This is a genomic window from Psychrobacter sp. SCQQ22 (genome assembly GCF_015864605.1).
GTDB classification, from domain to species: domain Bacteria; phylum Pseudomonadota; class Gammaproteobacteria; order Pseudomonadales; family Moraxellaceae; genus Psychrobacter; species Psychrobacter fozii.
The window spans coordinates 380,344-404,951 of the sequence record NZ_JADYWZ010000003.1; the positions used below are offsets into that span (position 1 = coordinate 380,344).

The following is a 24,608-nucleotide window of genomic DNA, read 5'->3' on the forward strand; positions in this document are numbered from 1 at the left end:
TAAAGGTTTATGATTCAGACTCATCCTCAGATATTTCTAATTTTTTCATGCGGTAGCGCAAAGAGCGAAAAGTCGTACCTAATAGTTCGGCAGCCTGAGTTTTGTTCCATCCGGTTTTTTTGAGCGCAGTAATAATCAGTTGCTTTTCTTGCTCTTGTAAGTAAGTTTCTAGCCCTTGAACGGGCAGTTGTCCATCAGATAACTCGCTTAGATTGACCTTTGCATTGCCTTCTTGCTGGGTAGAGTCAGGTTCGATGAACTCTTCGTCGCTAGGAGCTGTTGTGGAATTGAATATTTCTGTTTGATTAACTGATGAACGCTGTCTCATAGCAGGGAAGTGCTGAGTAGTAGTGCGATAAGGGTGCAGGTTGGTTGGTATCTGTTGGATCTGCGGTGCTATTGCTTCATGTGTTGGTTGGATGGTTTTTTCACCCGCTTCTAGCGTTCCACCCACTACCTTATCGTTTAACTCAGTTTCTGGTATTTGCGCATGACTGATATCAATATCTGTAAGACCTAAGTGATTGACGTCAATGTGTGAGCTCTCTGCTAGGGTCACGGCTCGCTCAAGGATATTGCGTAGCTCACGGACGTTGCCAGCAAAGTCATGATGCTGCAAGCGCTCGCAAGCCTCATTGGTTAATGATGGTGGCGTCTCTAACTGCCATTCATTAGTAATCATGGCCAAAAAATACTCAGCTAAAACAGGTATGTCGTCACGACGTGCATTTAGAGTAGGGAGTTTTAGTTCAATCACATTGATACGGTAGTATAAATCTTGTCGAAATGCGCCATCTTGTACCAATTGACTTAAGTCTTTATGAGTTGCGGACAAAATGCGAATGTCTACTGGCACTTCCTTAGTATCACCGATGGCTCTTACTGTTTTTTCTTGAATGGCACGCAGTAGTTTTACCTGCATTGCGAGTGGCAAGTCTGCTACCTCGTCTAAAAATAACGTACCACCATTTGCTTGTTGGAACAGTCCTTGTTTGTCAGCGACAGCACCAGTAAAGCTGCCTTTTTTGTGACCAAAAAACTCTGACTCCATGAGCTCTGAAGGTATAGCACCGCAGTTGACTGGCACAAAGCTACCATCTCTACGTGGGCTTAAATCGTGAATCAGTCTGGCAACCACTTCTTTGCCTGTACCCGATGCGCCTGATAAAAAAACAGGCGCTTGTGAGCGTGCCAGTTTTAAAATAGTTTTTTTCAGAGGATGCATCACGGCAGAATCGCCGATGAGTCTGCTATCTAACATTTTTTGCTCAGGTGAGGATTCAGGTGTGGCACTTGCTGCATTGTCTTGGTGTATAACCTTTAAGGCATTTTCGACCAGTTGGCGTAAGCGCGGCAGCTCGAGTGGTTTATTAACGAAATCAAAAGCACCAAGTTTGAGTGCCTCAATCGCTAGATCCATACTGCCGTGGGCAGTAATCACAGCTATTGGAGTGCTAGAGCTGTCACTTATTTCTTTTACTAACTCTAACCCTGACCCATCAGGGAGGTTTAAGTCGGTCAAGCAAAAATCATAGTCATTGTCTTTCCAGAATGATCTTGCTTGTGACAACGTATATGCGACATCACTTTTGATGCCCATTTTGGTCAAAGTAATTTGCATTAATCGGCACAAATCTACTTCATCATCGACGACTAGCGCGGTTGTTGTCATACATTATCTCATTGTGTTCAATAGCTATAGTCTGTCCTATATAATTCAGGTACGATGTCAGGAGCGTTCAGTCTACTGTTTGTAGTACTTTCTCTCGCATTTTTTGTATTTGAATTATCTTAAACCGACCATATAGAATTAAAAAAATAAATAGTAAACTTTAAAATCAACATAACTCAATGGTAAAAATTTACCACAGGATAAGACTGCTACTCACAAAACGTTCTTATTCACGTTGTTTTATGCATTGTGCTATACGTACTAGCATTGGCAGAAGGTGCTATCAAGCGAAAACATGTTTTCTTATGCTCAGGTATATAAAGTAAACGAGTCTGGTTGGCCTCACAAAATGCTTGTGATAGGTACAGTCCTAAGCCTGTACCTGCTTGATCTGTAGTAAAGAACGGATTAAATAAATGCTTTAAACTTTCGGTGCTCACGCCAGCACCATCGTCTAAAACATCAATTATAACATCGTTGTCGGCACAATAAATCTCGATTTCTACATAAGCATGAGGGTTAGCATAGCTACTATAACGTAGGCCATTATTGATTAAATTGATCAAAACTTGTTCTAATTGATGAGTGTCGAATGATATAGTAGGTTGTGTTTTTACTCGTAAAAAAATGTCATGTCCTTGAAAATAATTTTCTAAAAATGTTGGCATCCACTCAGCCAATACGATCGATTGTTGACTGGCTGCTTGCTGGCGCGACAGTTTTAATACATCTTCTATAATACGATTGACGCGCTTGGTTTGCGCAAATATCATCTTATAAAGCTCATAATTACCGGACAGGTCATCATTTGAGTTACTAACCGCTGTGCTTCCATTTGTGGTATTGCTTTCCTCGATCTCTATCACATCTTCCATTAATAGCTGACTGGCCTGAGAAATAGCCGCTAAAGGGTTTCTTATTTCGTGAGCAATACTGGCGGTTAACTGTCCTAGAGATGCCAGCTTTAACTGTTGAGCACTAGCTTGCTCACGGCGTAAATCTTCTAGCATTATTAGCTTGCTACCATCCGTTAGTGGAATGATATGTACACGTAGTTTACCAAATATAGAGGCATTTGCTACTGCAGGCAGGTCGTACGTAAAGGTGCACGATTGACCTGCTAAGACCGACAAGCAGGCATGCAAGAGTTGGGTGTGTTGTTTGCTAAGCTGTTGCTCAAAGTTAGTTAATAATTCGGTATAGCTCTCATGTCGTGTACTACTATCTGCTTCGTCAGATACGCTTGGCAATGTTATTGGCAATGTTATTGGTGAATTATAGGGAAGGCTAAGTAATTGATGAGCGGCAAGGTTAGCTAATACAACATGCTGTTTATCGATGACAATGACACCATTAGCCATTTGTGTGATGACTTCTTGATTGATGACATTCAGTCGCGCTACTTCTTTGGCATGACTCGCTGCTACTTTTTCTAGCTGTACTAAGCGATAGGAGATCGACCAACTTAATCCACCAACTGCCAAAAAGCTGGCAGACATGAGTAAAGCATTACCTAAATTGGCCAAATTCATACTATTTGCAATGGCATAAAAAAATTGCTGATAAATGACAAAGATAATAGCAAGTAGCGTAATAATTAGTGCTTGTGAGCTGTGTAATAGCATAAAACTCGCTGCGACTACTACCATGTACAGCATGGTTAACTGTAAATCAGGCGCGCCAGCTGTGTAAAGCAACAAGCTTAATATAGTAACGTCTAAGACCAAGCCAAAGGCTAGTTGACGTCGCATCTTTTTGTGCACGACATAAAACAGTCCTAGCAGGATTAAACTCAGTAAAATATAAAAGCTGAGGACGGTTTGTTGCAAAAAGCTTGGTAGAGAGACGATATTGCCAGTCTGAGCAGTGATATACACCATCAACATAGAAAATAGGCCAACGATGAAGCGGTAACTACTATAGATCAGCCCTAATCTGCGTAACTGTATCAGCGGAAGGGTTTCATCTTGATGCAAATAATGCGTAATAGCAGGCTTCATAAATTGACCATGGCAAAGAAAGAGTGGTTAAATGATTTATGGTTGGATAAGACCGTGACGAATGGCCAAATGAGTCAATTTAACATCGCTGTCAACACCGACTTTTTCGTAAATACGATAGCGGTACGTATTGATGGTTTTAACACTGACGAATAACTGATCGGCTATTTGTTGAGGGCTTTGACAGTTAACTACCATCATAGCCACTTGCTTTTCACGGTCACTTAACAATTCAAACGGTGAGTTGGCATTGTCTGATAATAGAACATCGGCCAATTGTTCAGCAACATCTTGACTGAAATAGCGTCCGCCTTGATAGATTTTTTTGACTGCTCTTATCATCTCATCAAGTGGTGTACCTTTAGTGATATAACCGTTGACACCTGCTTTGATGAGCATTGAAGGATAGGGCTGTGCTGACATACTACTGACGGCTAATATTTTAACGCCTATATCAAGCTGAATTAAACGTTTGGTTGCTTCGAGGCCACCGATATTAGGCATGTTGACATCAAGTAATATCACGTCAGGGTGCAGCTGTTTAGCCAATTTAATAGCCATATCGCCACTATCAGCTTCACCGATGACTTCGATGTCGATACTGTCTGATAACATACGGCTAATACCCATTCTCACCAAATCATGATCATCTACTACCAATACTTTAATCATAACGATACTCTTTATATTTTTGTCAGAATGAAGGTGTTGACTGATGTTAAATGACAAGTAGTTTCAAGTCATCTGAACCATTTTTAGTTCTGAAAACATCATATACTGCTAACATATTGTGTCGTTATCGCTACGCAATATAACGAAATATAAACGGTTGCTTTGTACGCGATGAACATATGTTTCTGAAATGTGAAGCATTGTTTCTATAGTATCAAGTGGTTGTAGCGAAATTTGAATTAGGTCAAAATAAACTACTAAATCAGTTTGATAGATTAAACTTAAATGCAATCCATGATACACTAAAAATACAAAAACTCTATATGAGTACTCATAAACACATCCATAAAGGCTACGTACGTTTGTGGCGTCAGGCAGTGTATAACTGGCGTGATAACGACAGCAGGGGGCATAATGAAGCAACTACCATTAACCAAACAGCAATTAATCGCTGCTATGATTTCATTGAGTTTGGGCAGTGCTGCACAAGCCGCACTTACGATTAATGGTAGCGCTGACAACGGTTCTAGTGCCCGCATGAGTTGGGGCGGTGCGGACAGTCTATCTGAAGCACGTAATATCATGTACAAGTCTAACAGCTCTACTATCAAAAAAATTGATAATGGTTCTGGTTCAACGACTTCTAATAGTTTTGGTAGTAGCAGTAATAGTTACAATACCACTTACCGCGGTGCATTCGGTAGTAGTGATATGATTCCTATCAGCACTGACTCTCGTAGTGTCGCTGTCATTGATGCCGAGACTGGCGAGTCTATTTACGAAAAAGATGCTGATGTTGCACGTCCGATGGCCAGTATTACTAAAGTAATGACTGCCATGGTTGTACTTGATGCTGGTCTCGATATGCGTGAAGAGATTACTCTTGATCCAGAAGACTTCGTCGGTCCTAAGCGTGCAAGCTCGAACCTAAAATCTGGCGATCGTATGAATCGCGCTGAAATTTTATTGATGGCATTGATGAAATCAGAAAACCCTGCTGCAAAAAGTCTAGCCCGTAACTATCCAGGTGGCTATAATGCCTTTATGCGTGCGATGAACCGTAAGGCTCAAGACTTAGGCATGACGACCGCTTTCTTCGGTGACCCAACTGGTCTCGATAAGCGCAACGTTGCTTCGCCAAAAGATCTTGTGAAAATGGTACGTGCTGCTGGTAATTACGATGTGATTCGTCGTTTCTCTACTACTAAGAGCTATGACTTCTTTGTCTCAAACTACTCAAGTGGTAACCGTACATATAAAGCCAATAACACCAGTAGTTTGGTCCGTGATGGCAGTTATCCAATCGGTATCTCAAAAACAGGATTTATCAATGAAGCGGGTCGTTGCGTAGTAATGGAAACTCGTGTCAATAACCGCCCAGCGATTATCGTGATCTTAGGGGCGAACAGCTCAGCCACGCGTTGGGGTGATGCCAAAAATATTCTTAACAGTTTAGCGACACGTCGTACAGTGTAAGCTTATTGGTTTGGTACTTATAAAAAAGCTGTTATGTGATATAACAGCTTTTTTATTGTGTGAATATTAAGGACACATTGTATGATCCAGTCATCAAATTTTTTAACGCCAAAGCTATACTTATTGACCAATGATGATGAGTTTTCACTTCTCTATCAAAAGTTAGAAGCAGCATTAGCAACTGGCTTAATTGCGCTACTACAAATCAGGCGCAAGAAGATACTCGCATTACCCGATGGTGACTCGCAACTATATGATGAGGCGCTACAGATCGTTGATTTGGCCAATGTGTACAAGGTTCCAGTTGTCATAAATGATGATATTGGCTTAGCAGCGAAGCTGAGTGTCGGTGTGCATCTGGGTCAAAAAGATGGCAATGTTAGTGATGCTAAACAGACTTTAGCACCGGATCAGATTATCGGCCGTACTTGTCATCGTGACTCAGCATTAGTTAAAGAAGCAAAAAGTGATGGCGCAAGTTACGCTGCAATGGGTGCAGTCTTTACTTCTACAACTAAACCAAATGCCGATATCGTATCCCATGAGCAGCTTGTTTTGGGTTGTCAGCAAGGCATAGACATGTGTGTGATAGGTGGTCTAACGGCTGAAAATATCTCGACTCTAGCAGGGTTACCTATCAAATATGTCGCGGTAGTAGGCGATATTATGGATTTACCAGTCGCACAAATCGCTGAACGTTGCCAACAGTGGAAGCAGGCATTTTCTAAGTGGGAAAAGCCTGCTTTATAGTCTATTTATTGAAAATAGAAGCCAAACGTTATTCAGCATGTTCCATACATAGTGTGGCGTAGGGTAGGGCTTCTAAGCGTTGAACTTCGATCTGCTTGCCGCATACCTCACACTCGCCGTACGTACCGTTTTCGATACGGCTTAAAGCATTATCGACATAAATTAAACTTTGACGAGCTTCACCCATGAGGTTTTTGCGCATGTCATTTTGACGATATGAGATGGCTTGGTCGTCCCAGTGCTCATTGAGATCGTCTTGTGGGTTTTTAATGTGGTCTTCAATTTTATCGATTCGAGTCTCATACTCGTTTTTTAATGTTAAGAGATTCTGTTTGGCAATATCTAAGTTGATGGTCATTGTACTCTCCTAATAGTTTATTTTTATTATCCACACTTCTATCGTAGAGATGCTGACGGTTAAGTGCCACCACAAAATGTTACTGGGCCTTTAATAAGAGTCCAATAATAAGATTCAAAGAATAAGCGTTAAGTTTTTGGCAAGTTCCGTATGAGCTTTTGACAGAAAACTGGTAGAATGCACCGCCGTTAATTTTCGCCTAAACAGATATGTTGATAATCGAATAACGAATATAAAAAATTATCACAAAGGTAACGCTCAACTCAAGAATATGAAGATCGATATAGACAACAGTTGGTCGCCCCTCTTTTATAAAAATCATGTCATAACACATGTTATAGCAATAGTAACCGTAAATTAACCAATAGATTGATGCATAGGAGCAGGTAATGAATTTTTTGCGTATGAGTGAGCTGAGCTTGACGGATAAAGTCGTGTTAGTTCGAGAAGATCTAAACGTACCTATCAAAAATGGTAAAGTTACGAGTGCTGCTCGTCTGCAAGCAAGCCTACCTACTATAAAGATGGCACTAGAAAAAGGCGCTGCTGTTATCGTTTGCTCACATCTAGGACGTCCGACTGAAGGCAATCCTGAAGCAATATATTCATTAGCGCCTGTTGCTGATTATTTAAGCGAAAAATTAGCAGCGCCAGTGAGCTTGAATCGTGATTATTTGACGCAAGGTGCTTCTATCAAAGCTGGTGAAGTCGTACTACTAGAAAACGTGCGTTTCAATGAAGGCGAAAAGAAAAACGATGCCGCTTTAGCAAAAAAATACGCAGATTTATGCGATGTATTTGTGATGGATGCTTTTGGTACGGCACATCGTGCGCAAGCATCGACAGAAGGTGTTACTCAAGCCATGCGTCAAGCGGGCAAAACAGTCTGTGCAGGCCCTTTATTAGCTGCTGAACTTGATGCACTGAGTCTAGCGCTTGAGACCCCAGCTCAGCCGATGCTGGCTATTGTCGGCGGCTCGAAGGTATCAACGAAATTAGAAGTTTTGCACAGTTTGGCAGAAGTATGCACACAGATTATTGTTGGTGGTGGTATTGCCAATACTTTCTTAGCTGCTCAAGGTCATAGTGTTGGTGCGTCATTGTATGAAGCGGATTTAGTAGATACGGCTCGTGACATCATGAGTAAAACTGAGATTTTATTACCTGAGTACGTCGTAGTCGCTGATAAAAATGATATCGACTTCGCTGACTTTACTGGCTCACTGCAAAAGGCAGCCGCAACGATTAAGTCTGTTGATGCGATTGGTGACAATGATATGATATTGGACATTGCACCAGAGAGCGCAAAGCAGCTTGCCGATGCGATCATCAATGCAAAAACGATCTTGTGGAACGGCCCAGTGGGTGTGTTTGAAGTAGATGCTTTCGGCCAAGGCACGCATATAGTGGCAAATGCTGTTAAAGCTAGCCAAGGCTTTTCAATTGCTGGTGGTGGCGATACATTAGCAGCAATCGATAAATATCAAATTGCTGATGGTGTCAGCTATATGTCAACAGGCGGCGGTGCATTTTTGGAGTTTGTAGAAGGTAAGGTGCTCCCAGCGGTTGCTGCTTTGCAAATTGAAGCTTAATTAAGTCGATGTTACCTAGCCGTTTGGTAACATTAGACGTACAACTAGAGCTAAGTATCTCATGTAGGCTATCGACATAATGTAATGGCTATCGCTTTTTTAGTCTGTCTTCAGACCAGTTATAAGCAATAGCCGTTGATTATTAAGTCATTATTATTTGTATCTATACTTAAAATTATTATTGCATGTCTCATTTGCACTCTATAAAATAGTGCCACCATGTATTTTGACATGTCTTATTTACGAGAGGTTTATTATGTTAAAACGTCATTTGTTACTTGCTAGCGTACTTGCTGGTACTTTTGCAGTTACTGCATGTAGCCAACAGACAGAAGAAAACGCTGAAGCGACTACTGAGTCTGCTGCTGACGACATTTCTGCTGAAACTGAAGCGACTGCTGCTGACGCTGAAGCGGCTGCTCAAGATGCTGGTACTGAAGTTACCGAAGGCGCAGAAACTGCTGGTGCAGCTGCTACAGATGCATTGCAAAACACTGGTGATGCTATCGCTGAAGGTACTAGTACTGTCGTTGAAGGTACTGCTTCTGCGGTATCTGAAGGCGCTACTGCTGTTGCTGAAGGTGCAGACGACATCGCTGTTGACGCTGAGCAACAGTACTAAGCTAAGTAACAAGCTAAGTAATAGGTCACTTCATTATTGATTTATTGACGCGCTATTGATTGAATAAATCAATAGGTTAGTAACGAACATAGATTTCTGTATTATAAGCCCTCATGATATATTAGAGAAGCCTTGGTGATTACCAAGGCTTTTTGCATTTTTATGATTAACTTAAATTTTTTATAGAAACCAATACATGAGCTGACTCCTTGCAGAATGCGCTAAAATAAAGTGTAGACTAAACATATAAACAAATAGTCAGGCAACGACTACGAAGAGAGAGCAATTTTTGTTATAATCATCGCGTATTCATTGTCCTGAAATGATTAACGATTATGCTGATTGGCAGTGCTATTACTGTTATCAAGCAAAGCTTTTTGCTAATGGCTTTTAAAGCCATCATTTCAAGAGCTATTTTTAAAATACTATTCAAAACTCAATCAGAGAGCGTTTTATGGCCTTAATATCTTTACGTCAACTTCTAGATCATGCCGCTGAACACAGCTATGGTGTTCCTGCCTTCAACGTCAACAACCTAGAGCAGATGCGTGCAATTATGATGGCTGCAGATGCCTGTGATTCACCTGTTATCGTTCAAGCCAGCGCTGGCGCACGTAGTTATGCAGGGTCAGCATTTTTGCGTCATTTGATTATTGCTGCTATCGAAGAATGGCCACATATTCCAGTCGTTATGCATCAAGATCATGGCATGTCACCAGCGATTTGCCAACGTTCAATCCAGCTTGGTTTTTCATCAGTGATGATGGACGGCTCGCTTGGTGAAGATGGTAAGACGCCAATGGATTATGATTATAATGCTAGCGTCACGCGTGAAGTCGTCAAAATGGCGCATGCTTGCGGTGTGTCTGTAGAAGGTGAAATCGGTTGCTTGGGCAGTCTTGAGACTGGTATGGCAGGCGAAGAAGACGGCTCTGGTGCAGAAGGCGTATTGGATCATGAGCAACTATTGACCAGTGCTGACGAAGCTGAACAGTTCGTTAAAGACACCAACGTCGATGCGCTAGCTATTGCTATCGGTACAAGCCACGGTGCGTATAAATTCACGCGTCCACCTACAGGTGACATCCTGTCTATTGAACGTGTAAAAGAGATTCATGCTCGTATTCCTAACACTCATTTAGTTATGCATGGTTCATCATCAGTACCGCAAGAGTGGCTAAAAGTCATCAATGAAAATGGCGGTAATATTGGTGAGACCTATGGCGTACCTGTTGAGCAAATCGTTGAAGCAATTAAGCATGGTGTCCGTAAGGTTAATATCGATACAGATCTACGTTTGGCCTCAACAGGTGCTATTCGTAAATTTCTTGCAGAAAACCCGAGCGAGTTTGATCCGCGTAAATACTTTAAAGCCTCTATGGTAGCGATGTCAGACATCTGCACCAATCGTTTTGAAGCTTTTGGTTCTGCTGGTCAAGCGCATAAAATTCGTCCAACCAGCCTCGAAGGTATGGTTGATTTTTACCAGTAAGATTTGTCTGGTGAAAAGTCGCGGACAATAATGTGGCAGCTGATATTTTTTATACGATAGCCTATGTAAGAGGTAGTGAGTGATGATTGGATTGATTACTGGACAGGTGCAATACTTAATGGCACCAACCGCTTGTATCATGACGACCTCTGGTGTTGGTTATGATATTGAGCTGCCATTGCCTTCATTTTGTCAGCTACAGCTTAATGAGCAGGCAAGTATTTGGACGCATTTCCATGTGCGTGAAGATGCGCAGCTGATCTATGGCTTCATTGATCGCAAAGAGCGAGATGTCTTTCGTCAGTTGATTAAAATAAATGGCGTTGGGGCAAAAATGGCATTGGCGATGTTATCTGCGATGTCGGCAGCTGAGCTCAAAATGCACGTTGAGCAGGATTCAGAGACAGCCCTGACTCGTATTCCAGGTATCGGTAAAAAGACGGCGCAACGTTTGCTGATTGAACTAAAAGACAAGCTGAAAAATATTGAAGTGGATAATAGCAATTTAGAATTCGCTATTCAGCCTGCTGAAATTTCTGCCGAAGACAACATCATCGCTGAAGTAGAAGGCGCTCTGATTAGCTTGGGGTATAAAGAAAAAGAAGCTCAGCAAGCGATCAAAGCCGCTAAGAGTAACGGCGATGTCTTTGCAGATACGCAAGGATTGTTAAAAGCTACCTTACAGCAGCTATCAACGTTTAAGTAATTTTGGCTGCTGTTGCTATTAATAGTTGTATCAGAAAGTATTGAACAAATAAGCGACATTAATTGTCGCTTATTTTCGTTTTGGCAGATAACTTTTGATGTTTTGCATGACTTATAGGTGGCGTTTGGTTATGCTATTTATTACCTAATTTTTTAATATAATGATAAAAACTATGATGCAAGATCGTTTGATTAATCCGCTAGAAGGAGCAGGGGATGCTCCTGATTCCAATATTCGACCAGCACTATTGGCTGAATACATTGGCCAGCCGGTCGTACGTGAGCAGATGGAAGTGTTTATTGGTGCAGCGCGAGGCCGTAAAGAAGCGTTAGATCATACCCTTATTTTTGGTCCGCCAGGTCTAGGTAAAACCACGCTTGCCAATATTATTGCTCGTGAAATGGGCGGTAATTTGCGCTCGACCTCAGGGCCAGTGCTTGAGCGTCCAGGTGATTTGGCAGCCATGTTAACCAATTTAGAGGAAGGTGACGTACTATTTATTGATGAGATTCATCGGCTGAGCTCGGTCATTGAGGAAATATTATATCCAGCAATGGAAGATTTTCAGCTGGATATTATGATTGGTGAAGGGCCTGCTGCTCGTTCTATCAAGCTTGATCTGCCTCCGTTTACCTTGGTCGCAGCGACCACCAGAGCAGGGCTGTTGACGTCACCACTACGTGATCGCTTTGGTATTGTACAACGATTAGAGTTCTATAATATCGCTGACCTAACGACGATTGTCAGTCGTGCAGCACGTTTGATGCGTGTGCCTATGAGTGAGGATGGCGCGGTAGAGATTGCCCGTCGTGCGCGTGGTACACCGAGGATAGCCAATCGATTGCTACGCCGTGTTCGTGACTATGCCGAAGTCAGGGGCGATGGTAGTATCAATGGTGCGATAGCGGGCAGTGCGCTAGATATGCTAGCTGTTGATAGACGCGGTCTCGATCATTTAGACAGACGCTATATCGAAATATTGCATGAGCGTTTTGATGGTGGACCTGCTGGAGTCGAAGCGGTAGCAGCAGCGATGGCTGAGGATCGTGGTACACTCGAGGACGTGATTGAGCCGTATCTGATTCAACAAGGCTATGTGTTGCGTACGGCACGTGGTCGCGTATTGACTCAAATGGCGATTGACCAAATGCTATAGTATTCAGTATTCAGTATTTAGCATAAGAAATGCACCTGCTTCTCATTAAAAGCAGGTGCATTTCTTTGTTTGAGTCTAAAGTTACGAGGCTTTTTCTAAACTAAGTAAATAAAAGATAAAGCTGGTCTTTAAGCCAATATACGCCAAACAACTACCAAGACAGCCAGTATATAAAATATAGGTGATAGCCAGCCGATGACTTGCGTAGCAATAGCAATAAATATAGCAAACCCTGCCAGTGCTAGCCAGTCACGACGACGGTCGTTAAGCATGTCAGCACGAATTTGCTGTATTTCTCGTAGTTGACTGTCTTGACGTGATCCTTGTGAAGCAAGGCTTTGTAAGCCTTGATCCAACAGTTTTGGAATATCAGTGGTAGACAGTAATATCTCGGGTAATTGCTGACGAAGCTGCTGTAAGTTGCGCATAGGATCTAGCTGCTCTTTGATCCAACTGCTTAAAATTGGCTTGGCAAGTGACCAGATATCAAGATCAGGATATAAATCGCGACCCAGGCCTTCGACATGTACCAATGTTTTCAGTAAGAGCATGAGTTGCGGTGGAATGCTCATATGATGACGGCGTGCAATGTCTAGAATCTGCATTAAGACACCAGCAAAGTCGATATCATTAATGGATTTTTTTAGCATTGGCCCAACGGTGCGCTTCATATCGCGCATCAAGGCGTGTTTGTCAGTATTTGGCGGTATCCAACCTGCTCGGCTCACAATATCAACCATTGCCGTAAAGTTATCATTCATGACTGCCAACAGCATACGCGCGACGATAAGTTGATCGTCTTTTGATAAAGTGCCCATGATGGCGCAATCTAGACCGATATAGCGTGGCTCATGACCTAAATCGACCGCTGCCATACCTGCGTGTAGTGTTTGAATTGGTGGTGTCTCTACAAACACATTACCCGGATGCATATCGGCATGAAAGAAGTTATCACGGAAGACTTGAGTAAAAAATATCGTTAAGCCTTTTTTGGCCAGTGCCGCACGGTCATAGCCCAGCTGGTCAAACATCTCAACTTGTGAGATGGGAACGCCTTGAATACGCTCCATCACCATCACATTTTTGGCCGCATCATAGACTTCAGGTACATACATCAATGCTGAACCCAAGAAGTTATTGCGCATTTGAGTAGTATTGTCTGCTTCAAGTGTCAAATCCAACTCGTTAAGCATGACTTGACGGTAGTCTTCGACAATATCAATAATATGTACGGCACGAGCCGCTTCGATACGAGCAGATGCCCAGTTGGCTAACTCACGTAGTAGCTCAAAGTCCGCAACAATGGTGGTACGGATATCGGGACGAACCACCTTTACGACGACTTCACGGCCATCATGTAGGGCAGCAGTATGAACTTGAGCGATAGAAGCGGCGGCAAGCGGCTTGATATCAAAACGTGCAAATAGTGTTTCGATAGATTGACCAAGACCGTTTTTATTATCTTGAATTTGTACAATAGCAATCTCAGCCTCAAACGGTTTGACCTTGTCTTGTAGCTGAACCAGTTGCTCAATAATCTCAGGTGGCACTAAATCACGACGCGTAGAGAGCAGTTGTCCAAGTTTTAAAAACAGCGTGCCCATATCTTCAAGCGCATATTTAATCGCATTTGGTTGATGTTTTTTACCCCAAGCAGCTGGATGCATACGGATTAGACGTGCTAAAGGTTGCAGCTGCGGTGCTTCTTCGACCGAAAAATGGGTATCAATGCGATACGTAGCGGCGATACGCCAAAGCTCAAATAAACGGGCGCGATGAGATAATAGCATGAGATATATGTACTCTAAATAAAGTCAGAAATAGGGTGGGCGTAGCGATTGTCTATTGATGAAATGAGTTGTTAAGGAAGCGTACTTGTTCATCTTTGATAGCCGCAAGTTTGGCCTCTTCACGTTCGACATCAGCACGTAGTTTTAGGAGTTGTTGCTTGAGGTCATTCACTTCTGCTGTCTCAGCTGGATTAGGAGAGCTATTACCCGCTACGTCATTTGCCCAATCACTGACATCGTTAAAAGCACGCTTAGCACCATGACGCCAGCTACCTTTGAGCTGTGAGATAAGCAGATGCAACTGACTCGCCATTGGTTTACCAATGAATGGCTCAAGTTGTCCGGCAACATCAGGATCAAAGCCTGCGACCAACTGTTTGAGCTGCATTAGCACTTTATAGTCACCAGCGATAGGTAAGTTACCTTCCGCGCCGCGCATCAGGTTGAGCAGTTGAGCGGGGTTTTCTACAGTAATGGTACAGTCTGGCTGACTGTGACCTAGACGTGCTCGTTCCATATTGGCTTTTTGGCGCTCATTCATTTGGCCGCTTGGCTCAAATACGCTATCAGTCGTGACGGGCTCAAAACGTAAACGCTCATGAGTAAACAGCACATCTAGATTGATTTCAGGCATGCCCATATTCAGTCGTAACACTTTGCCAGCAAGTGGTACCAGACCTGCTTGAGTAATCTCATCACTAGCAATGGCAAGGTTGATTAGCTTTTCGGCACCAGCTAATAGGAGGACAGTCAGCATAAGGCTCTCGCATCGTTAAATGAGCGCCTTTGCATTAGCTGCATCAGCGCATAGTATGTTCGTGTCAGGCTCAATAAGATCTTGCTCATCGTACTTTAATGTTATGCCTTAAAGCCACGATGTACGGCAACGATACCAGCAGTTAAATTATGATAATCACAATTTTCAAAGCCCGCTTGTTGCATCATTTGTTTCAGCGTTTGCTGATCAGGGTGCATGCGAATTGACTCTGCTAAATATTTATAGCTTTCTGAATCGTTGGCGATGATTTTACCCATCAATGGTAGTGCGGTGAAAGAGTATAGGTCATACGCTTTTGATAATGGCTCAAAGACAGGCTTTGAAAACTCTAATATCAACAAACGACCGCCCGGCTTCAACACGCGATACATGGCTTTTAGCGCAGCATCTTTGTCTGTGACATTACGCAGACCAAAGCTAATGGTCACTAAGTCAAAGCTTTCATCATCAAAAGGCGCAAGTGTCTCAGCATTGGCCAATACGAAATCAACATTATTACAGCCCGCATTGATCAGACGCTCACGACCCACTTCTAACATGGCCGCGTTGATATCAGATAATACTACGTGACCATTTCTACCGACTTCACGGCTAAAGACTTTGGCCAAATCCCCAGTACCGCCCGCGATATCAAGTACATGTTGACCTGAACGCACACCTGACAAGCTGATGGCATAACGCTTCCATAGACGATGGATACCGAAAGACATTAGGTCATTCATAATGTCATATTTTTTGGCGACAGAGGTAAAGACATCAGCTACGCGCGCCTGTTTTTCTGCTTTATTGACTGTTTTATAACCAAAATGTGTTTCTTCTTCGCCATCAGTATCAGAGGTATGTGGATTATTGATGTCATCACGCTGATTAAAAAGCGTTTGTTTAGCTGCTTCTGCCTTTGCAGAGACACTTTCTACTTTGCTATGGCTATTATCGATGGTGTCATTGGTTGGCATAGTCGTTTGTTGGCCTTGTGGTGTTCCAGTTGGTAAGTCTTGGACTTGCGTAAAGTCATTACTCTTTGCACTGTTGTTCTGGTTTTTTACATTGGCTGTTGGCAGAGTCTCTACGTTAGCAGTTTGTGCTGCTAGGACTTGGGCTGTGATATTTTGATTGTTGGCGATACTATCTTTTACCAGCTGATCTTGTAAATGACCGTTGGTTGTCGTTGGTTGGTTGAGATGCGTATTTTTATTGTTTGCAGTATCGGTCATGGTGTTGTCCTATCATTCATTTTATGATTGTCTTTCTAAGAGATATAAGATGGCGGTGACTCAGGTGTATTATGTATCCTATGATACACCAAACGTCATTGGCTTACCGCCATTATCCGTATCATGGACTTGGTCAATAATTATCAGCTCACGCTCACAAAAAGGCTCGATAAAATCACTCACGCTTTTGAGCGGCTTCATGGCTTTAAATCCTGTATCAATGAAGTCATAGAGTGGCTGAAAATTGTAGCGATACGCAGTGCCTTTAGCTAGGGCAAAGGCTTTTTTGAGCATGAACGAGTTCAAGTGCTTATCAGTGCGGTAGCATACCTCTTTTAGGTTACGAATCTGTACTCGGCGCTCGTCAGCTTCATCGACAGCACGATACGCAGCAAGCATATTCTCTTCATTAACTGGTAACGCTGCAGCGACCAGCCATTGAGCCAAGTGCAAGTCTAGTTCTATTGCTAAAATCGCCGCTTGGATACCCATGCTCCCTGCTTCTAACGCAGACTCTTTAGCTAGGCGCTCAAGTTTTTGAGCTTTAGGTAGAATGCGTGCTAGCTGCTTGGCTAGTAATTTGAACTCATCACCGCCGTATAGCTGCGTTAGAAAATAATCTGCCATCAGTTGATTCTTTGGCTGTTCAAAGAGGTCGCTGTGCGTGTGTTTAATCCGTGTTTGTTGCCATGATTGTACGTCTTTGAGCTTGGCATCTAATGCCAAATCTTCATGATAGGGCAACGCCCAAAAACGTGTCAAATGCTGTTGTAAATCGGCTAAAGCGGCCATAGTACGTAAACCTACAAATAAGTAAAAGTAGTAAAAAGAATATAATCAAAATGATAATTTATACTTAGTGTCTTACACTGATAAATAGTTATTAAAGCATGTATTCTAGATGGTGTTCACAATAAAAGAAAATAAAGTAGAATACAAATGTCAAACTGTTACATAGCATCGTTATTTACTCGATTAATCGAATGCTATGATTAAAGGACTGCGTTTTAAATCATAGGACGATTAGGTTATGAGCAAACATAATAATACGACTAAACCAACCGCGCTAGAGTCAGTCAGTGCGCAATTTAGTGAGCAGGTTGTCGATCAGCGTCTGACGTCTAATCCCCTTAGTCAGTTTTCTATGGATACAGATTCTCTGAGACTGGCCTTGGTTACCGCTCAATACGCTCTACGAGCAACGCGGCAACAGACGCCGCCCACACTCAATAAGCCAACAGGTTTGTTAGTATTGGTCAATGGGATGGAGCAGGCAGGTAAAGGAACGGCGGTTAAGCAGCTGCGAGAATGGGTTGATCCTAGGTTGCTTAAGGTTGAGGCTACGATAGGTTCTCGTCCATTGGCGTCTCAGCCTATTTGGCAAGCGCATACTCACGTGATGCCACGTCATGGTGATGTGATGGTTTACTTTGGGAACTGGTACGCCGATTTGCTCTACAACGCTATGCGAATGGCAACATCAGATAGTGATAATGAACAGTCAAAAAGCAAGCAGTCAAAAAGTAAAAATCCAAAAGATAAAAAATCGGTCAACGTGAAGTCGCTGCCTATCGCTAAATGGCAAGACTATCTAGAGCAGCAACTCATCAAGCTACAAGCCTTTGAGCAAGATCTCGTTGCCAACCAAACTAGACTATTAAAGTGCTGGTTTCATGTCGATATCGAAACCCTACAATCACGGCTGAACGACAAAGAAGCTGATCCACATTTTTTATATCAAATTGACTGGAATAGTCAAAAGGTTATCGAAAAATTCAATGAAGTGGCCGCAGCCTTACTACGACAGCAAGATGACTGGGTCATTATCGATGGTGATGATAAGTCACAAGCGGCCGATAATTTTTGTCATGAAGTGCTACATGCGATGCAAACTGCACTAGTGAGTAGTAAAGCAAGCTCTACTGAGACGGCTAAAAAGCAAACCTCATCCGATAAATCAGAATCTAATGACCAGACAAAAACAGCGCTAGAGCTAGAAGCGTTTAAATCAGTAAAAATACCGAAGCAATTAAAGCGCATCGTTGATGTAGACATAGATAAGTCTGACTACCGAAAAGCATTGGCAGAGAAGCAAGCGCGTTTTGCTGAATTGCTACGCGCGCGCAATGGTCGGCATGTGGTATTTGCCTTTGAAGGCATGGATGCGGCTGGCAAAGGTGGGGCAATTAAAAGGTTGGTCGCGCCGCTCGATCCACGTGAGTATCAAGTTTATAACATTAGCGCGCCAATGCTGTATGAGCTGCAACATCCTTACTTATGGCGCTTTTGGACGAGACTACCTAATGAGCAAACCGATCATATCAGTCGTGTCGCCATTTTTGATCGGACTTGGTATGGACGTGTACTGGTTGAGCGTATCGAAGGGTTTGCAACGCGTGATGAGTGGCAGCGCGCTTATGATGAGATCAATCGTTTTGAAGCGGACCTAGTCACCGCAGGCACGATAGTTATTAAGTACTGGCTGGCAATTGACAAAAAAGAGCAGCTTAAGCGTTTTGAAGAGCGTCAAGAGACCCCTCACAAACAATTTAAACTAACGGATGATGATTGGCGGAACCGTGATAAATGGTCTGATTATGTGCAATCTGCCGCTGATATGTTGGCGTACACAGATACCAAAAATGCTCCTTGGTGTGTCATCGCTACTAATGAAAAGCGCCAAGCACGATTGGACGTGCTAGATCACGCTATTGAGCAGTTATCTTCAGCATATGATAGCTAGTACTTGTTTTTATACTGGCTTTTATACTTGGTTGGCTTGTATCACTTTTAAATTGAATCGACTATAGTCAGCCATAAATAATAGAGTTGTATCGCTCAAATACTGGCAGTTACAAATCTCGCAATATCATCATGCATTATGCGCTCATATTTAATATAATAGAGCGCGTAACAGCGTCTGCTAACTAACAATTTTAATTTAGCAAATAGCGCGTTTGGGTTATTTAATACAGATACCTTAATAATTACGACAGAAATTGTTACAATAGCCGCTAGTAGCACCACAAATATCACTATGAAATATCTAAGCCGCAAGATGCTGTAATCAGACGATTTGGCAATATAACTTGCGGCTTTGTGACATGTTGAGGGATGCGTTCTTCGCCTTGGCCATAGTTAGTTTAAGACCATTTAAAAGCATGTTGCGTGTTTCATGTATGCTACGCCATAAGATGCCCCAACAAGCCTTATGAGTAGCAGCGCAATGTTATCAACCTCATATAATTTCAATCAGCTTACGCAGGACGTATTAACGTATGGGTATTAGTAGCAGTTCTACAGAGTCAGTCAAAACCGTTGGCTCGATGAGAATAAATCTATTTTTTGGCATTTTATTGGTTGCGATGACCAGCTACTTTTTGTGGTGGGGTCTAGATTACACGATGCGTCAGCAAACGACGCTATTTATTGTGGCGACTGCTTTTGGTGTCTTTATGGCATTCAATATCGGTGGTAACGATGTCGCCAACTCATTTGGTACTTCAGTAGGTGCCGGGACGTTGACTATCCCTCAAGCATTGGGTATCGCCGCGATATTTGAAGTGTCAGGTGCTGTGCTGGCAGGTGGCGAAGTAACCGATACGATTCGAAGCGGCATTGTCGATCTAGATGGCCTCTCAGTCGCGCCCAACCAGTTTATTTATGTCATGCTCTCAGCACTTATTGCTGCTGCATTTTGGCTGTTATTTGCGACCAAAAAAGGTCTGCCAGTTTCGACCACACACGCGATTATCGGCGGCGTGGTTGGTAGCTCCATTGTATTAGGTATCACCTTAGGTGGTACTGAAATGGCGTTATCAACTGTGAATTGGGGTAAGATTGGTACTATCGCCATCTCTTGGGTTTTATCACCGTTACTAGGCGGCGTTTTGTCCTATCTGCTATATGGACAGATCAAGAAAAATATCATTGAATATAATGATAAAACAGAAGCCTATATTGCGACGCTAAAAGGTAATAAAAAAACCTTAAAGCAAAATCATAAAGAATATCTGGACGGTCTGACAGAGTCTGAGCAGTTGGCTTATACGTCAGCTATGTTACGCGATCAAGAAATCTATAAAGATGATGACTGTGTCGTTGAAGACTTAGAAACGGATTATTACAAAGAGCTGTATGAGATTGAAAACGAACGCAGCAACCTCGATACGCTAAAAGCATTGAAGCAATGGGTGCCTATAATTGCGGCTATGGGCGGTGCAGTCATGGCCTCTCTGGTTGTCTTTAAAGGTCTAAAGAACGTCAATAATGGTATGACGACGTTGCAAGGCTTTTTAATCATGGGAATGATTGCAGCGCTAGTATGGCTGGCAACCTATATTTATACCAAGAGTATCCGCGGCAAGCATAAAGAAGACTTGACCAAAGCCACCTTTATTATGTTTAGCTGGATGCAGGTCTTTACGGCATCAGCATTTGCTTTCAGTCATGGCTCGAACGATATTGCCAATGCGGTTGGTCCTTTCGCTGCCATTATGGATGTTATTCGTACCAATAGCATCTCGACTGAAGCGGCAGTACCACCTGCGGTCATGTTGACTTTTGGCGTGGCATTGATTGTGGGTCTTTGGTTTATTGGTAAAGAAGTGATTCAGACGGTCGGTACCAATCTCGCGAAGATGCATCCAGCTTCTGGCTTCTCAGCTGAGTTGGCTGCTGCTGCTGTCGTGATGGGTGCATCAACCATGGGTCTGCCTGTATCAAGCACGCATACCTTGGTAGGTGCAGTACTGGGTATCGGTATTGTCAATAGAGATACTAACTGGAAGCTTATGAAGCCGATTGGCTTAGCATGGGTTATTACCCTTCCTGCAGCAGCCTCAATGTCTGCAATTAGCTATCTGATATTGGTAAATATCTTCTAGGACTAATGCTATAGAGTTCACCAATAAAGCCTATCTTAGCATCATAAAAAACGCTTATCAGCATCATGCCGATAAGCGTTTTTTGTATCAAATACAGGTTTAATCAGTGCCAAACTGCTGGCGTTTTTTGGCAAAGAAGCGATCTAAGCGATCCATTGCGTCTTCTAATTCATGTAGATTGGGTAGGAATACTAAGCGAAAATGATCTGGTCTGTCCCAGTTAAATCCAGTACCTTGTACCATTAAGACATTTTCTTCAATCAGTAAGTCCATCATAAAGTCCATGTCATCCGTGATAGGGTAGACGTCAGGATCTATCTTTGGAAAACAATAAAATGCGCCTTGGGGCATGGTGCACGAAATACCTTTGATAGCGTTGAGACGTGTTACAGCCATTTCTCGCTGTTTATACAAACGACCTGTCTTGGAAGTAAGGTCTTTCATACTTTGGTGGCCACCCATCGCTGTTTGGATGGCATATTGCCCCTGAACATTAGAGCACAAGCGCATAGATGCGAGCATGTCTAATCCTTCGATGAAGTCTGTTGCGTGTTGCTTGCGACCAGAGACCATCATCCAGCCTGCACGGAATCCAGCGATACGGTGCGACTTTGATAAGCCATTATATGAAAGGACAAGCACGTCGTCAGTCAGCGTACTCATTGGTGTATGTACGGTGTCATCATAAAGAATACGATCGTAAATCTCATCGGCCATAATAATTAGATCGTGCTCTTTAGCGACGTCGATAATTTGTAATAGCAGCTCATCGCTATAAAGCGCACCAGTCGGGTTATTCGGGTTAATAACCACAATACCCTTTGTCTTGCTGGTAATCTTAGACTTGATATCCTCGATATCAGGATGCCAGTTGTCTTCTTCGTTACAGCGATAGTGCACTGCCGTACCACCAGACAGATTGGCTGCTGCTGTCCATAGCGGGTAGTCGGGCATTGGAATGAGCACTTCATCGCCATCATTCATCAACGCTTGCATGGTCATGACAATCAGCTCAGACACGCCATTACCCAAATAAACATCACGCACATCAACAGCTGATAACAATCCTTTCGATTGATAATATTGCAATACCGCTTTACGTGCAGAAAAAATCCCTTGAGAGTCTGAATACCCAGTCGCTTCTGCTAAGTTCATCGCCACATCACGCAAAATCTCATGCGGCGCTTCTAGACCGAACGGTGCTGGGTTGCCGACATTTAGTTTTAATATGCGCTTGCCTTCCGCCTCCATCTTATTAGCAGTCTGTAGTAGGGGACCACGAATGTCGTAACAGACATTCTGTAATTTATCAGATTTTTTAATTGTATTCATAGAGTGACCGCTCTTAGGATTTTGTTGTGAGTTTTTTTGAGCGTTAGAGGTTGTAGAGACTGTTTTCGATTGATCTTGGTCTGTATGATTGGGCTGCATGTCTACAGGTAAAGAAACAGATGAATCGTCATTCTTGCCTGAACCACCTTTTATGGATTTTGTCGTAGCACTGGCTTCGTTTTGAAGTTCGCCGCGCAGTAAATAGCCTTCGCTACAGCCTAGGATGCGTGCTAACGTCGGCAGTTTAGACGAGACAATACCGTTCGTGCCACGCTCCCAGTTAGAGATAGCGCCACGACTTACCTTTGCGCCTGCTGCCGTCATCGCTTGTGCCAGTTGTTCAGCGGTAAAGCCTTTCTCACGGCGCAGCTGTACAAGTCGCTCAGCTTGTGTACTTTTATTCTTATCACTAGCCATAATCAGTTAAGCCTGTGTTCATCAATAGGTTTGTAATAAACGGATTACTTTAATTGAAGAGTAATGTCTATGTACTAATGCAAGATATTATTGCATAAATAATAGCAATGCAAGTTAACTTTGAAATTATTAGAAAAATGAAAGTAAATCTTGCATTTATAAGTATGTGAGACAGTTTTATACTAAAATGACACATGATTACCTATTACTAATTGCTTTACCAACATAATATTATTGTAATATATGCCTTGAATATTGGAGTAGTAAGCAATAGATAGGGCGCATCGTTTTTAGAAAGCAATAACGATAAAACTCAAATAGTAGCAACATAAAATATTAGATAATACCTATCTAACTAAGGGTAAATTATGCAAGATAATCAACTTAGCAAAGAAGAAATCAGCCAGTTAACAGAAGCTGACTGGAAAGAGCGTTTAAGCGCTGACGAATATCATGTGCTGCGTGAGAAAGGCACAGAGCGTCCGTTCACAGGTGTTTATAATGATGCGACCGATGATGGCGTTTATCGTTGTAAAGGCTGCGGTGCCAGCTTATTTGACTCAAGTAATAAGTTTGATGCTAGCTGCGGTTGGCCAAGTTTTGACCAAGGAATCGATAACAGTGCTATTGAAGAGCATGTCGATAACTCGCTGGGCATGACTCGCACAGAAGTAACCTGCAGCAACTGCGGCGCGCATTTGGGTCATGTATTCCCTGATGGGCCGAGTGAGACAACTGGCATGCGCTACTGCATCAACTCAGTATCTATCGATTTGGATAAATCTGAGAAGTAGTTGTCAGCTGTTTAGATAAGCTTAGACGTATAAAAAGGAAGCATAATGCTTCCTTTTTATTTGTTGGTACTCTTTTCATTTATTGGTAGTATGGTTGTGGTTGCTACTAAAAATATAGTAATGCTTAAAAAACAATTAAAATAATAATTCAATCAATTTAAGGATAGATGATGAGTACTATTTATGATTTTACGGCTGAGCGCATGGATGGTAGCTCGCAAGCCTTTTCAAATTACCAAGATAAAGTGCTATTAATCGTCAATACCGCAAGCAAATGTGGATTTACGCCGCAGTTCGAAGGCTTAGAGTCGTTATATCAACAGTATAAAGATCAAGGACTGGTGGTTATCGGTTTTCCTTGTAATCAATTTGGTAGCCAAGATCCAGGCAGCAATGATGAAATTGGTGCGTTTTGTCAAAAGAACTATGGTGTTAGCTTTCCAATGATGGCAAAGGTTGATGTGAATGGGGAAGATGCTCATCCAATTTATGAATGGCTTAAAGAGCAAAAAGGTGGGGTGTTGACAGATGGTATCAAATGGAATTTCACTAAGTTTTTAATTAGTAGTAATGGACAAGTCATCGACCGCTATGCACCAACGACTAAGCCAGAAGCCATTAAAAATGATATTGAGCAAGCATTAGCCAATAAATAAGTATAGAACTCAAAAAATATTGGTTTTTTATAAAAGTATAAAACCAATAAAAACATATGCTTGCTAGAAATTTCGATAAAAATGCAAAAAATATGTGAAAAACTCGAAAATACCGTTTGACACCCAACTATAAATCTATATAATACACACCCACAGCAGCAGAGCTTAGTGACAAACTTAAGAGCTCAGTTGATGTTGAATAAATTGCATAGCAATTGTTCGCGGGTGATTAGCTCAGTTGGTAG

Annotated in this window: 20 protein-coding genes; 11 read left to right on the forward strand and 9 right to left on the reverse strand. The window is 42.4% G+C overall.

Features of this window, described 5'->3' with window-relative positions; all coding sequences use genetic code 11:
* Positions 1-7: 7 nt before the first annotated feature.
* The 3 genes from I6E84_RS06420 to I6E84_RS06430 all read right to left on the reverse strand — a co-directional run bounded on the left by I6E84_RS06420 (position 8) and on the right by I6E84_RS06430 (position 4,344).
* Positions 8-1,672 (reverse strand): sigma-54-dependent transcriptional regulator, encoded by a 1,665-nt coding sequence (locus I6E84_RS06420; protein ID WP_197216891.1) that lies wholly within the window; start codon positions 1,670-1,672, stop codon positions 8-10.
* A gap of 230 nt (positions 1,673-1,902) precedes the next feature.
* Complete coding sequence (locus I6E84_RS06425; protein WP_197216892.1) at positions 1,903-3,672, reverse strand: sensor histidine kinase; 1,770 nt, start codon at positions 3,670-3,672, stop codon at positions 1,903-1,905.
* 36 nt (positions 3,673-3,708) lie between these two features.
* A complete protein-coding gene (locus tag I6E84_RS06430) occupies positions 3,709-4,344 on the reverse strand; it encodes a response regulator (protein ID WP_197216893.1) in 636 nt (211 codons plus the stop codon).
* A 414-nt stretch (positions 4,345-4,758) separates the two neighbouring features.
* On the opposite strand from I6E84_RS06430, the gene I6E84_RS06435 reads away from it, so the two are divergent.
* Together I6E84_RS06435 and I6E84_RS06440 are read left to right on the forward strand one after the other, a co-directional pair.
* Positions 4,759-5,820 (forward strand): serine hydrolase, encoded by a 1,062-nt coding sequence (locus tag I6E84_RS06435; protein ID WP_197216894.1) that lies wholly within the window; start codon positions 4,759-4,761, stop codon positions 5,818-5,820.
* Positions 5,821-5,901: 81 nt separating this feature from the next.
* Positions 5,902-6,570 carry a thiamine phosphate synthase gene (locus I6E84_RS06440; protein WP_197216895.1) on the forward strand — a complete coding sequence of 223 codons (669 nt, stop codon included), beginning with the start codon at positions 5,902-5,904 and terminating at the stop codon, positions 6,568-6,570.
* 28 nt (positions 6,571-6,598) lie between these two features.
* On the opposite strand, the gene I6E84_RS06445 is transcribed toward I6E84_RS06440, so the two are convergent.
* A complete protein-coding gene (locus I6E84_RS06445) occupies positions 6,599-6,928 on the reverse strand; it encodes a TraR/DksA family transcriptional regulator (protein ID WP_197216897.1) in 330 nt (109 codons plus the stop codon).
* A 389-nt stretch (positions 6,929-7,317) separates the two neighbouring features.
* Here I6E84_RS06445 and I6E84_RS06450 point away from each other — a divergent pair, with 389 nt between their 5' ends.
* From I6E84_RS06450 to ruvB, 5 genes are all read left to right on the forward strand, one after another.
* Positions 7,318-8,520: a phosphoglycerate kinase gene (locus I6E84_RS06450; RefSeq protein WP_197216898.1), complete on the forward strand. Its 1,203-nt coding sequence runs from the start codon at positions 7,318-7,320 to the stop codon at positions 8,518-8,520.
* A gap of 256 nt (positions 8,521-8,776) precedes the next feature.
* Positions 8,777-9,142, forward strand: a complete 366-nt coding sequence (locus tag I6E84_RS06455) for a hypothetical protein (RefSeq protein WP_110922626.1) — start codon at positions 8,777-8,779, stop codon at positions 9,140-9,142.
* 454 nt (positions 9,143-9,596) lie between these two features.
* Positions 9,597-10,634 (forward strand): class II fructose-bisphosphate aldolase, encoded by a 1,038-nt coding sequence (gene fba / locus I6E84_RS06460; RefSeq protein WP_197216899.1) that lies wholly within the window; start codon positions 9,597-9,599, stop codon positions 10,632-10,634.
* 82 nt (positions 10,635-10,716) lie between these two features.
* Positions 10,717-11,340 (forward strand): Holliday junction branch migration protein RuvA, encoded by a 624-nt coding sequence (gene ruvA / locus I6E84_RS06465; RefSeq protein WP_197216900.1) that lies wholly within the window; start codon positions 10,717-10,719, stop codon positions 11,338-11,340.
* Positions 11,341-11,515: 175 nt separating this feature from the next.
* Entirely contained in the window at positions 11,516-12,496 is a 981-nt protein-coding gene (gene ruvB, locus I6E84_RS06470; protein WP_110922844.1) for a Holliday junction branch migration DNA helicase RuvB, read from the forward strand.
* Between the two features lie 128 nt (positions 12,497-12,624).
* Here ruvB and I6E84_RS06475 read toward each other — a convergent pair whose 3' ends face one another.
* From I6E84_RS06475 to I6E84_RS06490, 4 genes are all read right to left on the reverse strand, one after another.
* Positions 12,625-14,286, reverse strand: a complete 1,662-nt coding sequence (locus I6E84_RS06475) for an ABC1 kinase family protein (RefSeq protein ID WP_197216901.1) — start codon at positions 14,284-14,286, stop codon at positions 12,625-12,627.
* Positions 14,287-14,338: 52 nt separating this feature from the next.
* Positions 14,339-15,043: an SCP2 domain-containing protein gene (locus tag I6E84_RS06480; protein WP_197216902.1), complete on the reverse strand. Its 705-nt coding sequence runs from the start codon at positions 15,041-15,043 to the stop codon at positions 14,339-14,341.
* Between the two features lie 101 nt (positions 15,044-15,144).
* On the reverse strand, positions 15,145-16,020 hold the full coding sequence (gene ubiE, locus I6E84_RS06485) for a bifunctional demethylmenaquinone methyltransferase/2-methoxy-6-polyprenyl-1,4-benzoquinol methylase UbiE (RefSeq protein WP_197216951.1): 876 nt from the start codon (positions 16,018-16,020) through the stop codon (positions 15,145-15,147).
* A 336-nt stretch (positions 16,021-16,356) separates the two neighbouring features.
* The gene (locus tag I6E84_RS06490; RefSeq protein WP_110922632.1) at positions 16,357-17,070 is read right to left on the reverse strand and encodes an FFLEELY motif protein; all 714 of its coding nucleotides are present in this window, start codon (positions 17,068-17,070) and stop codon (positions 16,357-16,359) included.
* Between the two features lie 238 nt (positions 17,071-17,308).
* On the opposite strand from I6E84_RS06490, the gene I6E84_RS06495 reads away from it, so the two are divergent.
* Both I6E84_RS06495 and I6E84_RS06500 read left to right on the forward strand, forming a co-directional pair.
* Positions 17,309-19,021, forward strand: a complete 1,713-nt coding sequence (locus I6E84_RS06495; protein WP_197216903.1) for an ATPase — start codon at positions 17,309-17,311, stop codon at positions 19,019-19,021.
* 535 nt (positions 19,022-19,556) lie between these two features.
* Positions 19,557-21,164 carry an inorganic phosphate transporter gene (locus I6E84_RS06500; RefSeq protein ID WP_110922634.1) on the forward strand — a complete coding sequence of 536 codons (1,608 nt, stop codon included), beginning with the start codon at positions 19,557-19,559 and terminating at the stop codon, positions 21,162-21,164.
* A gap of 99 nt (positions 21,165-21,263) precedes the next feature.
* Here I6E84_RS06500 and I6E84_RS06505 read toward each other — a convergent pair whose 3' ends face one another.
* On the reverse strand, positions 21,264-22,916 hold the full coding sequence (locus tag I6E84_RS06505; protein WP_197216953.1) for an aminotransferase class I/II-fold pyridoxal phosphate-dependent enzyme: 1,653 nt from the start codon (positions 22,914-22,916) through the stop codon (positions 21,264-21,266).
* Between the two features lie 365 nt (positions 22,917-23,281).
* Here I6E84_RS06505 and msrB point away from each other — a divergent pair, with 365 nt between their 5' ends.
* Together msrB and I6E84_RS06515 are read left to right on the forward strand one after the other, a co-directional pair.
* The gene (msrB, locus tag I6E84_RS06510; protein WP_194197216.1) at positions 23,282-23,707 is read left to right on the forward strand and encodes a peptide-methionine (R)-S-oxide reductase MsrB; all 426 of its coding nucleotides are present in this window, start codon (positions 23,282-23,284) and stop codon (positions 23,705-23,707) included.
* A gap of 170 nt (positions 23,708-23,877) precedes the next feature.
* Positions 23,878-24,363, forward strand: a complete 486-nt coding sequence (locus tag I6E84_RS06515) for a glutathione peroxidase (protein WP_197216904.1) — start codon at positions 23,878-23,880, stop codon at positions 24,361-24,363.
* Positions 24,364-24,608: the final 245 nt, after the last annotated feature.

Excerpts from the sequence above, each read along its gene's own strand:
- ruvA (WP_197216900.1), top strand. The coding sequence starts at position 10,717 with ATGATTGGATTGATTACTGGACAGGTGCAATACTTAATGGCACCAACC.
- I6E84_RS06430 (WP_197216893.1), bottom strand. The coding sequence starts at position 4,344 with ATGATTAAAGTATTGGTAGTAGATGATCATGATTTGGTGAGAATGGGT.
- I6E84_RS06455 (WP_110922626.1), top strand. The coding sequence starts at position 8,777 with ATGTTAAAACGTCATTTGTTACTTGCTAGCGTACTTGCTGGTACTTTT.
- msrB (WP_194197216.1), top strand. The coding sequence starts at position 23,282 with ATGCAAGATAATCAACTTAGCAAAGAAGAAATCAGCCAGTTAACAGAA.
- ubiE (WP_197216951.1), bottom strand. The coding sequence starts at position 16,020 with ATGCCAACCAATGACACCATCGATAATAGCCATAGCAAAGTAGAAAGT.
- I6E84_RS06490 (WP_110922632.1), bottom strand. The coding sequence starts at position 17,070 with ATGGCCGCTTTAGCCGATTTACAACAGCATTTGACACGTTTTTGGGCG.
- I6E84_RS06435 (WP_197216894.1), top strand. The coding sequence starts at position 4,759 with ATGAAGCAACTACCATTAACCAAACAGCAATTAATCGCTGCTATGATT.
- I6E84_RS06475 (WP_197216901.1), bottom strand. The coding sequence starts at position 14,286 with ATGCTATTATCTCATCGCGCCCGTTTATTTGAGCTTTGGCGTATCGCC.
- I6E84_RS06500 (WP_110922634.1), top strand. The coding sequence starts at position 19,557 with ATGGGTATTAGTAGCAGTTCTACAGAGTCAGTCAAAACCGTTGGCTCG.
- I6E84_RS06515 (WP_197216904.1), top strand. The coding sequence starts at position 23,878 with ATGAGTACTATTTATGATTTTACGGCTGAGCGCATGGATGGTAGCTCG.
- I6E84_RS06495 (WP_197216903.1), top strand. The coding sequence starts at position 17,309 with ATGAGCAAACATAATAATACGACTAAACCAACCGCGCTAGAGTCAGTC.
- I6E84_RS06425 (WP_197216892.1), bottom strand. The coding sequence starts at position 3,672 with ATGAAGCCTGCTATTACGCATTATTTGCATCAAGATGAAACCCTTCCG.
- I6E84_RS06420 (WP_197216891.1), bottom strand. The coding sequence starts at position 1,672 with ATGACAACAACCGCGCTAGTCGTCGATGATGAAGTAGATTTGTGCCGA.
- ruvB (WP_110922844.1), top strand. The coding sequence starts at position 11,516 with ATGCAAGATCGTTTGATTAATCCGCTAGAAGGAGCAGGGGATGCTCCT.
- I6E84_RS06445 (WP_197216897.1), bottom strand. The coding sequence starts at position 6,928 with ATGACCATCAACTTAGATATTGCCAAACAGAATCTCTTAACATTAAAA.
- fba (WP_197216899.1), top strand. The coding sequence starts at position 9,597 with ATGGCCTTAATATCTTTACGTCAACTTCTAGATCATGCCGCTGAACAC.
- I6E84_RS06450 (WP_197216898.1), top strand. The coding sequence starts at position 7,318 with ATGAATTTTTTGCGTATGAGTGAGCTGAGCTTGACGGATAAAGTCGTG.
- I6E84_RS06480 (WP_197216902.1), bottom strand. The coding sequence starts at position 15,043 with ATGCTGACTGTCCTCCTATTAGCTGGTGCCGAAAAGCTAATCAACCTT.
- I6E84_RS06440 (WP_197216895.1), top strand. The coding sequence starts at position 5,902 with ATGATCCAGTCATCAAATTTTTTAACGCCAAAGCTATACTTATTGACC.